Source organism: Anaeromassilibacillus senegalensis, from assembly GCF_001261775.1.
Classification (GTDB): domain Bacteria; phylum Bacillota; class Clostridia; order Oscillospirales; family Acutalibacteraceae; genus Anaeromassilibacillus; species Anaeromassilibacillus senegalensis.
In genome coordinates, this window is sequence record NZ_LN868535.1 from 521,085 (window position 1) to 534,893 (window position 13,809).

Genomic DNA, 13,809 nt, shown 5'->3' on the forward strand with positions numbered 1-13,809 from the left:
TGCGGCGGGGGCTCCTGCTGACCCCGCGGCTGCGGGTCCTGCCGCCGTTCCTGGGGCTGGACGGCGTTCTGCTGGCGGGTCCGCTCTCGGACCTCGGCTCCGACCTGGTGGTCGGCGGGTTCATGATGCTGGAGCTGCGCCGCCTGGGCCGCGACGTCCGGCGCTGGAAGGAATCCGCCCCCGCCGCGCGGTCGGCGGGCACTGAAATAGAAACGTTTTAAGAATTCCCTCGCCGAATCATGGCGGGGGATTTTTTTGCATGGTTTTAAGTTGATCAGGTCTGAGTAATTTTTGGTTAGAAAAAAGAAAAGAATGCCAACACTTACTCATTCTTTTATAGAAATACAACAAAAGATATAATTTATTCTTGGTAATTATTTCTGGGAAAATAAGTGGAAATTTCTGACAAAATGATGCTATAATTAAAATAACAGGCTGGGGACAGCCCCTGGTTCCCCGGTCTTGCGCGGCAAAATATAGGAATGGTGTAGCAAAAAAGAATGGAGGAAAAAACATGAAGACAAAGAAGAACAGAATTGTCCTCTCGGGCATTTCTGTACTGCTGGTGCTCAGCCTTCTTGTCGGCGGAACCATGGCATGGTTCACCGATACGGAGCAGGTCAATGCGAATTTCTCGGCGGGTGTGCTGGATATCATCGCAGAGCCGGGTGTGGAGAATCAGGCGGCTCTGGAGTTTGAGAATCTGCGTCCGCTGACGGAAACACAGTTTGACGCTGAGCTGGTACAGGACGATCTTTCCAACGCAAATCAGGAGGGGTTCGCTCCGGTGCCGGTTTATTTCCAGCCGGTCAAAATCAGCAATGAAGGCACACTGCCGGTCTATCTTCAGATCACGGCGGAGTCCGCGTTTGACAAACCAGGATTTACCTGCCCCAAAGACGGCGAAAAGGATATTCAACTGTCGGACGACAAGTTTACCGTAAGCTGGGATGGCAAGACCCGCGTGGCTTGCACCAACGGCCTGGAGGACAAGCTGAAAATCTTCCTCTATGCGAAGAACAGCTCCGGCAAATGGGTGCGCCAGGAAGGCATCAATCTGAACAAAGCTTCTTTGGAAGCAGGGGAAGAAGCGACGTTCACACCCAGTAAAGAGCAATTTCTTGCGGCGAATGAGTCTGTTACCTATGTCATCGGCGGTTATCTGCCGGACGATGCGGACAATACCTATCAGGGTAAGCATTTCCATGGCAATGTTGTGGTCAATGCGTACCAGACGGACGACGGCGCGGGCATCAACCCGCCGGACGAGCCGGAGACCGTTCGCAATACGATCAACGTCAACTTTAAAGAGAACGAAACAATTGTCGGCAATGATACCTATACCTTCACAGCCAATAAAGAGGATACAGAGTATCTGTTGTACCCGGCTGATCTGGCGGATATTACCCCGGCAGGCTACAAAGTGATAGGACTGGAAGAAATCCGTACACGTGCGGCTGGCGGCTTGGTGCTTGTTATCCCGCTGGAAAACGGCAAGGTAGTCAACGATTCCTACAAGACCATCACCGCGATTGTGGAAAAAGATGGAGAGGCGACCTATACCTATACCATCCAGCACATGATCAACAACACGGAAACGGTTCTGGAAGAGACGACCGGAACCGCGCCTGTCGGCGAGCTGGTTTATACCACGTCCAACATCGAGAAGGGCGGCAAGACCTACGCGCCCATGCAGGAAGCCTATACCTATACGATTTCCGACGCGCCCGAGAAAAACGTTTTCCAGGCGTACTACGAGGAAGTCAAGCATCCGGTGGACGTTTCCATCAAAATTGAGTACAAAGTACAGGGCGAAGCTTCTGCCGTAAAGAGCCATTCCTATGAGCTCAAAATGGAGGATGGACAGTCTCTGACCCTGAACACCGCGACGGATGAGGTTAAGAACAATATCCCGACCAGCAAGAACTATGTGTTCGATGGCGAGCCGCAGGAGCAGGTCGTGACCTATCCCGGCAGCTTTACCGGAACCACCGTTGAAAACGTTCCGCAGGCGACCGTTACGTTCTATGTAAAAGAAGATAAAGCGGTTGAAGGTGTAGAGGTTACAGTTAACCGTTTTACCATTAAGGGAACGGGCACAGACATTGCAAACCCCGGCCCGGTTATTATTTCACAGGATCTTGCAGATGAAGTAAAGGCGGCAAACGGAGATAGGGTCTTGGAGCCTTTAAACAGCAGCCGTGTCACATTGCCTGATTTGTCTGGAACCGGATATGAATATGTTGACCTTGATAAACAAAAAATCGTACTGCAATGGGAAAATGGTGCAGTCAAAGCGTTAAGTGGTATTGCAGTGCAGGCGTCTACGGCATCATATACAAACATTTCCCGTATGGCTGCTCCGGCAAGATCATTGATGACCGCTTCATTGAATGTTATGAACACAGCTAAAGCAGCTGCGGCAGAAGAGTACTATATTTATACGCAGGAAGATCTCGCCGCGATTGATAATCACCTTGCTGCGGATGTCTATTTGTTTGTAGATGTTCCTTTGACTGGCAATTGGACCCCTCCCGGGTGGACAACCGGAACAGCGGATAAACCGTTTACGGGTCATTTTTACGGTGAAAACAACACCATCAGCAACCTGAAAGTATCCGGTGGCAGTGCCGACGCGGGCGCGGGCTTGTTTGCCTACAATAAGGGTACCATCCAGGACCTGAATCTTACGAATGTGAACGTTGTCGCCGGCGCAATTGTGGGTTCCATCGCGGCGCAGAATGCGGGTACCATCCGCAATTGCCATGTGGACGGTTTTGTAAAAGCTTCCACACATGCGGCGACCACATTGGGCGACGCTTCCTTTGTCGGCGGCATTACTGGCGCAAACTCCGGCGTGGTTGACCGCTGCAGCGCAGACGTCAAAGTGGTTGGACTCTCCGCGGTTGGCGGCCTGGTGGGCTACAACACCAACGGCGGCAGCATCTCCGAATGCTGGACAAAGGGTTCCGTCAATGAGGATTACTATGGCAACCCGAATGTCAATATGATTCAGATTGGCGGCCTCGTAGGTGCGAATACCAGCGGTGCAACCATTAACAACTGCTGGAGCGCGCCGACAAAGATTGTCGGTTATCAGAACGTCGGCGGTTTTGTTGGATACAATAAGGCGACGGTAAAGAATTCCTATGTGACCGATGCGGCAATCAGCTATTACACCACACCGGTTCATGAATGTGTCGGTTCCATCTATACGCCGACTTCCGTCGTGTCCAATACCTATTATGTATCGGAAGATCCGACCTATATGGCTGCAAAGGGCACTGCAATTAAGGATGCAGACCTGAAAGCGGCGACTTCTCTTACCGGTTTTGACGCGGGTGTTTGGGCATTCCCGGCAGGCGTTTATCCGGTTCTGAAAAATAATCCCTGATTATACGTGTTAACACAACTACATAACAACCAATCCTAAAACGAAGCCGCCGCGAAGGGCGGGCCTGTATCCACCAGGCCGCACCCTTCGCGGCGGCTTTTGTCCATCCTGGAGCAAGGGGCAGACAGAATCCTGCCTGAATGAGGCCAGTTTCGGCCAAATAATTGAAGCAAAAAAAGCTATATGGTAAGATTTAACAAAGAAAATCCCATTTATAGACTGAGGGATGGACAAGAATACCGGATTCCCAAACAGGAAGCCGGATCATTAAAGGAGGAACGGTTGTGAAAACAAAAAAAAGCAGGATTGCCCTGTCGGCGCTTTCCATTGTGTTGGTACTCACCCTGTTGGCGGGAGGTACCATGGCGTGGTTCACCGACACGGAGAAGGTCAACGCAAACTTTGCGGCAGGGGTGCTGGACATCAATGTCAATCCGGAGGAACCGGCGGAGGCTCCGCTGGAATTTACCAATCTGCGCCCGCTGACGGTTGCGCAGTTCGACGCGGAACTGGTGCAGGAGGATTTGTCCAACAAGAACACAGAGGGCTTTGATCCAACCCCGGTGTATTTTCAGCCAGTAACCATCACCAACGACGGCACGCTGCCGGTCTATATCCGGATTACGGCGGAGTCGCTCTTTGAAAAGCCGGACTTTGCCTGCCCCGAGGGCGGCGAAGAGAATATCGCCCTGAAGAACGACAATATGACGGTCCATTGGGACAAAGAAGGCGCGCGGGCGGATTGCACCAACGGCTTGGCGGACAAACTCAAACTCTTTGTTTACGCAAAGGACGGTTCCGGCAACTGGGTGCGTCAGGAGGGCGTCAACCTGAATGAAGCGACGTTGGAAACCGGGGAAGACGGGGAGAGGCTGGAACAGGCGGCGTTTACGCCCAACAGGGAAAATTACATTGCGGCAAACGGTTCCGTTACGTACGTCATCGGCGGCTACCTGCCGGAGGATGCGGGCAACAGCTATCAGGGCAAGCACTACCACGGCAATGTCGTGGTCAACGCGTACCAGATGGACGACGGCGCGGGCGTAACTCCCCCGGAGGGCCCGGTCGCGGTGCGTAACACGGTCAATGTCAGGTTCAGGGAAAATGAGAATGAGGTCGGCACCGGCGTATACACCTTCACCGCGGGCAAAGACGATCATTTATATAATCTGTATCCCAAAGACCTGCAGAACCTTGCGCCGCAGGGTTATCGTGTAATTGGACTGGAGGAGGTTGTCCGCCGCAGCCGTGCAGTGGGCGGGTTGGTCATGGTCATTCCGCTGGAAAACGGCAAGCTGGTTGACGAGGCCTACCAGAACATTACCGCGCTTGTGGAAAAGGACGACGGCCCTGTGACAAACCGGGTGACCGTGCGGTTCCGCAACATTGCGGACGAGCAATTGTTGGAAGAAACAACAAGCGTCACGCTCAACGGCGAGGGAGTATTCACCATTGCAACCAGCGGCGAGGAGAGCGATACGCTTAAAGTGGTTTCCGAACCGGCGGGATATCTGTTTGACCCGGAGCTCCAGAGCGAAACCGTGACAGTGACGGAAACCGGAGCGGCGGCCGGCGATGTGGTCTTTACGGTGCGGCCGGACGGCTGGGAACCGCCTGTGCCGCCGGACCCGGAAGAAGAATTTACGGTATCAGCAAAATTTGTCCTCTATGAGGACAACGCGGTCCAAGTGGAAGAGCGGACGCTCCTTTTGACCGGTGCGGAGTTTGACGGCGGTACGCAGTTGGCGCTGGTAACCTCCGGTACGGAGGGCGTTTCCCCGTCGGTAAGCGTGCCGGCGCCGGATGGCTGCGTCTTTGCGCCCCAGTCCCAGTCGAAAAGCATCGACTATGTACCGGCAAACAGGACGGTTTCCCCGTCGGAGGTGACCTTTACCGTCGAATTGGACAACCCGGCGGACTGCCCGTACCCGCATGTCCTGCGCACACAGTCGGACCTGGACCAGGTGCGGCACCATATGGGGCATCATTTTGTCGTGGCAAACGACATCTCCCTGAGCGGCAACTGGACGTCTCTGGGCGGAAATAATACCTATCAGAATCGCGCGGATACAAATTTCGTCACGGCTTTCACCGGCAATTTTTACGGCGGCGGGCATACCATCTCCCATTTGAAGGTGGTTCGTTCAAACGGTGCGACCTATTATTGGGACAGATACAGCTTCACGGAGGTCTGGTATCCCAATTTTAACGGCGGCAGCGACGAATTGTATTACAACCGCGGCTTGTTTGCCATAAACAATGGCAAAATCAGCGGCGTGAAGCTGGCGAACGTCAACGTGCAGGCCAGCGCGCTCGCAGGCGCGTTGGCGGGCCAGAACGGAACCAACGGCGTGATCGAAAACTGTCAGGTTACCGGCGGCAGCGTCTCGGTCGACTTCATGGCGTGTGTGAACAATTCCCTGAAAACGACGATGCCCTTTAAGAATAACTATACGAATTACGGCGCACTTGCGGGCGGCCTGGTGGGCGCCAACGCGGGAAAAATCTCCGGATGCAGTTCTTCCGTGACGGCGAGCAGTTCGGCTCCCAGTCAGGTTTGGGTTGGGCGCTTTGGGGAGCTGTTCCCGTCCTCCATTGACAACATCAAAAAGAACACCGGCAGCATCGCCGGTCTGAACCTTGGAACCGTAGCGTGACGTTATGTGAAAAGGCCAGCGGCACAGGCAAGCGTTACATAAAATTTCAGCAGAATGGACGATCCCCCCGCGCACTGCGCGGGGGGATCAATCTTTTTCTGCATTTTTTTGCGCGTTCCACCGGTTGTGAGGCAGCACCTCACCAATTCAGCCGTTTTTGCCTTCTGCCCGTCGTGATACAGGGTCCATTGCCAGCCGCACGGATCAGGAGCAGAAGCGGTGCTTGCCAATCACCGTGATGACCGGGCGGGAGAAAATCCACTTGTTGGTGGACTTTTCGGGGTTGTAGTAGTAGACTGCGCCGCCGGACGGGTCGCTGCCATTGATCGCGTCGCGCGCCGCGCGGTAGGCGGAATCCGCCACCGCCGCATTGATGCCGCCGTCGTACAGGCAGGAGAACGCCCCCGGCTGATAGATGACGCCGCCCAGCGTATTCGGGAAGGACGGGTGCTCAATGCGGTTGAGAATCACCGCGCCGACGGCAACCTGCCCGGTGTACGGTTCCCCGCGGCTCTCCGCCGAGATGATCTTGGCCAGCAGGTCGATGTCTGCGCTGCTGAACCCGCCCTGCCCGGAGCCGGAGGAAATGCCCATCTTGCGCAGCGTCTGCTCGCCCGCGATGCCGTCGGCAGTCAGCCCGTTGTACTTCTGGAAGGCGATGACCGCCTTCTTGGTTGCGGAGCCGTAGATGCCGTCGATCTCCCCATTGTATACGCCGTATTCTTTCAGCAGGGTTTGAATCTGCCGGACCTCCTGTCCGGTGGAGCCGACCTTGGAGAGCGTCTGGACCGAGCTGTTCTGGTTGGCTACCAGCGTGATGATCAGAACGTTCACCAGGACAATCACGAGGATGCGCCAAAGATATTTGAATCCGTTTTTCATGTTTGCGTTGCCTCCCATAGAGCGGCGTTTGCCGCTTTTTCCTATGGTAGGATTATTTCCCCAATGGCTGCGCTTATACGTTTCACGCACGCGGCAGGGAAAAGGAACGCAAAACGGTTTTTATTTTTGCACCTGAAACAGAAACGGCATGCGCGGTTTTGTGTTACCGCGCATGCCGTTTATATGGAAAGCGAAGGATCCGTCAATCGTCGGGCCGGTGGCTTGCATGGGGTTCCGCGCTTCAGGCGGTTCAAAGCGTCTCGTGCTTAGGACACAGGCGCCGGATTTAAAAAGACGGAAGCCCGGAAGACGGCGCCGTCCGGTTGGAATTCCACAAACCCGTTGTATTGCTCCGCGATTTCCTCAATGGAGCGCAGGCCAATCCCGGCACCGTCGCGCTTGGAAGAGAGGAGCGCGCCGTCGCTTTGGTTGTATTCGCCGGAAAAGGAGTTGTCCAGTGTGATGGCGAAGGCGGTTCCAGACGGTTTGATGTGCAGGCGGATCCATTTTTCGCTTTTCTTCTGGCGCGCGCAGGCCTCCACCGCGTTTTCCAGAAGGTTTCCCAGCAGGACGACCGCGGATGTATTGGAGATGGGCGCGGGGTCGGGATACTCCACAGCGGCCTCAAATTGCACGCCCTGCTGTGCCGCCAGCTCGGCGTAACAGCTGATGATCGCGTTGACCACGTCATTGCGGCAGTAGACCTTTTGTGTCTCCTGCGGCAGCGTCTTTTGATATTGAGAAATATACGCCCGCAGGCCCTCCCGGTCGTTGCGTTCAATATAGGTTTGGGTGACGGCCAGATGCTGGCGCAGGTCGTGGCGCGCGCGCCGGATTTCCTCCATATGGGCGGAGAGGGAATCGTATTGTTTCTTCTGGGCGGCCATCGTCCGGTCGGCGTAGCGCAGGGCGGCTTCGAGCTGGGTGCGCTTTTCGGAGGTGTCCAGAATTTTAAACAGGATCAGCGACACATAGCAGGAGCCGCCCAGCATCAGGTAGCGCGAAAGCAGGAACTGCCAGGTCGCGGTTGCGTATATGTCCGTGACCGTGCAGTACAGCATGCCGAACAACGTGGAAAAGAGCGGGATTTTCCACATGTATTTCCAGACCGTGTCGTCTCCAATGGCCAGCGCCTTCCGGATGGTTCGGTTCAAAAAGCGCAGGAAAAACGGGTACGTGACCAAAAGCAGAACAAGGCGGATGCCGTTGTAGATCAGATAGGGGTGCTGCTCGCTGAAATCCCAGAAGAAATACGATTCAATGAAGTTGGCGTTGCCGAATACGAAGAATGAATAGGAGAGTAACAACAGCAGGGTATACATGTTTTTGGCGAAGCTGTCGCGGATGAGATAGAAGGAGAGCAGCGTTGCAAACAGCATGACCCCGTACCGCAGCAATGTGGTGATCGATTCAGCGGCGCCGTTCTGGTTTGCCCAGAAGAAAATGGCGCTGTAGGCCGCGGTGATGCCCACCAGCATCAGGATAATCCAGCGCATGGGAATCCGGAGCTTCTCCCGGAAGAGCCAGTACCTGGGGATCTGGAACGGCAGAAAATCCAAAAATGGAAAGAGCAAAATCATCAGCGTGTCGATCATTCTTCCATCCTCCTTGCCTGCTCAAATAAAAAGTGTGCGTAACGTTTTTCAATTTCTGCCCGGTCCTTCTTGCGGAAGGCGACCGTCTCGCCGGTGTCCATCTGAAAATCCAGCTCATTCAGCCGTTCCACCCGCTTCAGGTTGACCAGGCAGCCCCGGTAACAGGAAAGGAACGACGCATAGGGGGCCAGCAGCTCTGCCAGCCGGGCAAAGGCCATGCGAAACCGCAGGAACTGTCCGTCTGCCATGTGAACCTGCGCGTAGTGGCCGTTGACATCGCAGTAAACGATGTCGCGCAGCAGAATTTTTTCTCCCTCGACGATGACGCATTCCCCGTCCACAAGCTTGCGCAGCCGCGCCAGACGGAGCGTGCGTGCAAACTCCTCATAATGGAATGGTTTGAGCAGGTAGCCGCTGGCCTGTACCAGGTAGCTTTCCACCGCGTAATCCCTGCTGGTCGTAATGAAGATGATTGCGACGCCGGCGTCGGCCATCCGAATCCGTCCGGCGGCCTCCAGGCCGGTCATCCCGTCCATGTAGTAATCGATCAGGATCAGGTGGAACTGATCCGGTGCAAAGTGCGGGAAAAAGGCCTCCGCGCTTGCAAATTCCTCGATTTCCAGTGCGGTACCCGCGTAATATTGTTCAAAAAAAGTATGTAAATGCCCGCAGATTTCAGCCCGGCATTCCGCCAGGTCGTCTATGACCGCAATGCGCAATATACCGCCTCCTCGCGTTTGGAAACGTCCGATTCCCTTTATAATTATCTATTTTACTGGAAATAGTTCTGTAGTGCAATCCAATTTTGGCCAAAAACCTTCCAGTTTCATCCAATCTATTGCAACAGATAGACAGAAGTCATACCATAAAGATAGAATTTAGTCAGAAAGCACAAGGAATGTTGGTAAAAACCCCTACATATCTGCCGGCAGACTCTGTGTGGAAGCGGAAACAGAAGCAAGGAGGAGTATCATGAAAAAAAGCAGATTGTTACTATCGGTGGTGTCTATTCTTTTGGTGTTTTGCCTGATGGCGGGCGGGACCATGGCGTGGTTCACGGACACGGAAAAGGTGCAGGGTGATTTCTCGGCGGGTGTGCTGGATATCACGCTGACGCCTGGAGAGATGACAAATGTGCCTTTGACGTTCCAAAACCTGCGTCCCATGGAATACGAAGCGTTTCAAGCGGAGATCAACGCCGCGGGCAACGGCAACCTGCACACGGAGGGCTATGCACCCGCGCCGCAGTATTTCCAGCCGGTGGTGATTAAAAACGCGGGCACGCTGCCGGTATATCTCGAGGTTTCTACGGAAGCGCTGGATATGAATGAGGCCAACTGCCCAAGCGGCGGCGAGGAAAAGATTACGCTGGGCGAAGAGGGCAATTACGACAAAGTGGCTTGGGACAAGACCGGGAAGGACGGGTCCTGCACCAACGGATTGATAGAAGCGCTGAATATCGTCCTGTTTGAAAAGATCGATGGCGTGTGGACGGTCGTTGCGGACAACCTGAACGCGGCGTCTGGGGGGACGCCGTATGAACCCGGCATCGTGATTCCGGCGGCGACAGGTGAAAAGACCTATGTGGTTGGCGCGTACCTGCCGGGTGAGACGACGGGCAACGCCTTTCAGGGTAAGCACTACCACGGCAGCCTGGTGGTCAACGCGGTGCAAACGGACGTCGGCGCAGGCACGCCGTCCACACCGGAACAGCCGGACCTGCCGGAGTTGACGAAGGAGATCACGGTTGAATGGTACCATCTCAATGATGATGTTGAACTTGAAATGGTGGGTTCCTATCAGACATTGGTGACGTTCCCGGAGGGAACAGCAACCATATCCGTTCTGCCCGACAAGTCCAAGGTGCCGGAAGGCTATGGAGTAACGGACATGGTAGGCGCTACAATTGACAGGGGAGCAGATAAAGTGCAGTTCCTGGTCGAGGAGGTTGTGATTATTGAGCCGGAGGATCCATTGAAAAAGGAACTCACAAAGACCATTAATGTCAGATGGTACACGGGTCCCTATAGAGACATGATCGATGAGGTAATTGAGATCAAAACCATAGAAGTGACTTTCCCGGCGGGGCAACTGTTTACCGGTATCAAATTAAGTGAGTTAGAGCCGCCGGAGGGCTACATATGGGCAGATCCTCCCGTTCATGTCTCGGAAACGGACTGGCAGTGGGTTTTCCGCACCACTGAACAATTTGACGTGCGTGCGATTCCCGTCTGACCGAATTGACAGGATAAAAGTCCGGAAATCGAGTGGAGGAAAAAGAATCCGGACAGAGGCTTAAAAGCAGCCGGGCACGGTGCACGGCATCTTAAGGAAAGAATGCAAACCGCAAGAGGCTTCGTTTGCATTCTTTCCTGTTCCTTTATACAGGAGGTGCGCGGGCGTCTGTCAACAGGGGCATCGGGCAAAATCACTAATGAGAAGGCAAAGGAGAAATACCATTATGAAAAAGCAAAGATTGCTGTTATCGGGCATTTCCATCCTGCTGGTGCTGTGTTTGCTGGCGGGCGGGACCATGGCGTGGTTCACGGATACAGAAAAGGTGCAGGGAGACTTTGCGGCGGGCGTGCTGGATATCACGCTGAAGCCGGGCGAGGACACGGCCGCGCCGCTGGCGTTTGAGAACCTGCGTCCCATGAACTATGATGCTTTCAAGGCGGAGATCAACGAGGCTGGGAACGGCAACAACAACGTGGAGGGCTATGCCCCCCTGCCGCAGTACTTCCAGCCGGTGGTGATCCAAAACAAGGGCACGCTGCCGGTGTACATAGAGGTTTCCGCGAAGGCGCTGGCCGCCGGGGAAATCGACTGCGCGAAGGGCGGCGAAAAGAAGCTGGAGATCACAACGGACGAAAAGGGCCGGGATACAGTTAAGCAGATTTTTGAGGCGGACGGCAAAACCAACGTGCGCGTTCCCTGCACAAACGGGCTGTCCGACGTTTTAAAGATTGTCCTGTTTGAAAAGGCCGGCGATGTGTGGACGGTCGTTTCGAGTAACCTGAATCCCGGTACAGAGGGCGAACCCTACGCGCCGGGCGTGGTGCTTCCGGCGGCGACGGGCGAGAAGACCTACGTGGTCGGCGCATACCTGCCGCAGGACACGGGCAACGCGTACCAGGCAAAGCATTTCCATGGCAATATTGTGGTCAAGGCGTTCCAGACGGACGAAGGTGCGGGCGCGCCCAGCACGCCGGACGTTCCAGAATCATACACCGTCACGGTCACCTGGCTGCGGGATGGCAAACCCGTTGGCACCAGCACACAGAAGCTGGCGTTTACAGAAGGACAGGAAACAGCTGCTCTTACGCCGGACCCGGCTAAGCTGCCAAAGGACTTTGTATTGGCGGATCCGGAAGCGTCCGCAATGGTGGACAAAACGGCCCTGGTCGCTTCATTTGAGGTCAAGCGCCCCGGTGACGGCAGCGGAAAGGATGCGGACAATTCGATCTGGATTGAAACCGCCGAGGACTTGGACAACGTCCGCGACGGGCTGGATAAGTTTTATAAACTTGGCGCGGACATCGATCTGTCCGATTATGAAAGCTGGGAACCGATTGGCGTTAATAAAAGCCCTTTCACAGGAGTATTTGACGGAAACGGGTATCAAATCAGCGGTTTAAACGTGCGTTCAAGTTCCGGCGGATTGTTTGGATATGTAAAAGGGGACGCTTCGGACGCTCCGTCCGTTTTGAAAAACATTACGATAAAAGATCCACAGGTTCGGGGAAGTAGTGTAGTAGGGGCCTTGGCGGGGAGCGCCGAAAACGCGCGTGTTGCATCCTGTGTTGCCGCAGGTGGAAGCGTAACGGCACGCAACTGGGCAGGCGGGCTGATCGGGTACAGCAAACGGACAACGGTTACAGGGAGCTCTGCGAGCTGCACGGTCATCGGGCTTCCCTTTGGAGAAGGCTATTTTGGGTTATCTGCTTTAGGTGGACTGATTGGCATGCTGTCCGGCGGAACAGTGGAAGAATGCTTTACCTCCGGCGAGACAAACGCCCCTTCAGAATCGCCATGGTACTGCATTGGCGGATTGATTGGCTGTGCCAGAGGGGACACCCATGCAGAGATCCGGAATTGCTACAGTACAGGACGGGTCAACGGTGGTTCGCCCAATGGAGGAATAATCGGCGGGATCGACGGCGATGGTGATTCCATGGGCGTAGCGTCCGTCCAAAATTGCTTTACGGTTTCTCCCGTTTACACAAAATGGGAGGGGTATTACTCGCATCCTGCGATTGGAGGCAGATACAGGGGCGAGGGTGCAGTGCATGGAAGCGAAGTCTATTACCAGACGGAAAATTATTATGTAAATGATCAGTTAAGTACAGATTGGTTTGATTGGGGTAGTTTAATTGTGGGAAAAACGGAGGATGAGTTGAAACAATCGTCTACTTATGCCGGATGGGATACAGATGTATGGAATATCGTGGATGGCGCATATCCCACGCTGAAAGGGAACAGCGGCCGGTAGGGCGGCGCTGACAGAAAGGGCCGGGGAGATTCCCCGGCCCTTTTACACGCTTGCGCGCATCTTATATATATAGTAAAATAGAATGCAGCAAATAAATTTTTCCGTCTATGGCTGCCGGGCAAAAAAGAACCGGATAAAAAACGTCCTGAAACCCTTGTGGCAAAATCTTCCTGCAACACAAGATATGGTGTTTTTTTCGGCAAAATAGAAGATTTTCAAAAAAACTTGAAAAAAGTCGAAATTATTTTAAAAAAGGTGTTGACAAAAGGGATGTGGTTTGGTATTATAGTCAGGCACCCTACGGAACGGCCCAAACGAAAGGGCAAACGGTGAAAGCCAGAAACCCAGACGGGAAGCCGGTTTGAGCGGTGTAAGGACCTTGAAAATTAAACAACGTAAAGAAAAGAAGAACCCGTAATGACTTTGAGAGAAAAGCCCGCTTGAAAGAGTGGGAAGTACTTTCGGACGAAGGTTTGTCGGAACCATAAACCGACATAAAATACACGTTAGTGTATCGTATTTAGAGCTTTTCAAAAGACTCTGAAGTATGATTTAAACGCTTCTTCGGGGGCGATTAAATACAATATTTTAGAGAGTTTGATCCTGGCTCAGGACGAACGCTGGCGGCGTGCCTAACACATGCAAGTCGAACGGAGTTAGAGGAGCTTGCTCTTCTAACTTAGTGGCGGACGGGTGAGTAACGCGTGAGTAACCTGCCTTTCAGAGGGGGATAACGTTCTGAAAAGAACGCTAATACCGCATGACGTCATAGTACCGCATGGTACAGTG

At 54.0% G+C, this 13,809-nt stretch carries 7 protein-coding genes, 1 rRNA gene and 1 pseudogene; 6 read left to right on the forward strand and 3 right to left on the reverse strand.

Annotated features, from left to right (window positions below):
* The 3 genes and pseudogenes from BN2106_RS16400 to BN2106_RS02510 form a co-directional block, all read left to right on the forward strand.
* Positions 1–221 (forward strand): annotated as a pseudogene (locus tag BN2106_RS16400) (hypothetical protein); the annotation flags it as partial.
* A 293-nt stretch (positions 222–514) separates the two neighbouring features.
* Positions 515–3,394: a TasA family protein gene (locus BN2106_RS02505; protein ID WP_050696981.1), complete on the forward strand. Its 2,880-nt coding sequence runs from the start codon at positions 515–517 to the stop codon at positions 3,392–3,394.
* 284 nt (positions 3,395–3,678) lie between these two features.
* The gene (locus BN2106_RS02510; RefSeq protein WP_050696982.1) at positions 3,679–6,051 is read left to right on the forward strand and encodes a TasA family protein; all 2,373 of its coding nucleotides are present in this window, start codon (positions 3,679–3,681) and stop codon (positions 6,049–6,051) included.
* Positions 6,052–6,255: 204 nt separating this feature from the next.
* On the opposite strand, the gene sleB is transcribed toward BN2106_RS02510, so the two are convergent.
* From sleB to BN2106_RS02525, 3 genes are all read right to left on the reverse strand, one after another.
* Positions 6,256–6,933 (reverse strand): spore cortex-lytic enzyme, encoded by a 678-nt coding sequence (gene sleB / locus BN2106_RS02515; RefSeq protein WP_050696983.1) that lies wholly within the window; start codon positions 6,931–6,933, stop codon positions 6,256–6,258.
* A 266-nt stretch (positions 6,934–7,199) separates the two neighbouring features.
* On the reverse strand, positions 7,200–8,528 hold the full coding sequence (locus tag BN2106_RS02520) for a sensor histidine kinase (RefSeq protein ID WP_050696984.1): 1,329 nt from the start codon (positions 8,526–8,528) through the stop codon (positions 7,200–7,202).
* A complete protein-coding gene (locus BN2106_RS02525) occupies positions 8,525–9,247 on the reverse strand; it encodes a LytR/AlgR family response regulator transcription factor (protein WP_050696985.1) in 723 nt (240 codons plus the stop codon). Before BN2106_RS02525 ends, BN2106_RS02520 begins: the two co-directional genes overlap by 4 nt.
* Positions 9,248–9,500: 253 nt before the next feature.
* Between BN2106_RS02525 and BN2106_RS02530 the strand changes: the two genes are divergently transcribed.
* The 3 genes from BN2106_RS02530 to BN2106_RS02540 all read left to right on the forward strand — a co-directional run.
* Complete coding sequence (locus tag BN2106_RS02530) at positions 9,501–10,763, forward strand: TasA family protein (RefSeq protein WP_050696986.1); 1,263 nt, start codon at positions 9,501–9,503, stop codon at positions 10,761–10,763.
* Between the two features lie 226 nt (positions 10,764–10,989).
* Positions 10,990–13,020: a TasA family protein gene (locus tag BN2106_RS02535; protein ID WP_050696987.1), complete on the forward strand. Its 2,031-nt coding sequence runs from the start codon at positions 10,990–10,992 to the stop codon at positions 13,018–13,020.
* A gap of 585 nt (positions 13,021–13,605) precedes the next feature.
* A 16S ribosomal RNA gene (locus BN2106_RS02540) occupies positions 13,606–13,809 on the forward strand; the annotation flags it as partial.

Coding starts and splice junctions, on each gene's coding strand:
- sleB (WP_050696983.1), bottom strand. CDS start 6,933: ATGAAAAACGGATTCAAATATCTTTGGCGCATCCTCGTGATTGTCCTG.
- BN2106_RS02520 (WP_050696984.1), bottom strand. CDS start 8,528: ATGATCGACACGCTGATGATTTTGCTCTTTCCATTTTTGGATTTTCTG.
- BN2106_RS02535 (WP_050696987.1), top strand. CDS start 10,990: ATGAAAAAGCAAAGATTGCTGTTATCGGGCATTTCCATCCTGCTGGTG.
- BN2106_RS02505 (WP_050696981.1), top strand. CDS start 515: ATGAAGACAAAGAAGAACAGAATTGTCCTCTCGGGCATTTCTGTACTG.
- BN2106_RS02530 (WP_050696986.1), top strand. CDS start 9,501: ATGAAAAAAAGCAGATTGTTACTATCGGTGGTGTCTATTCTTTTGGTG.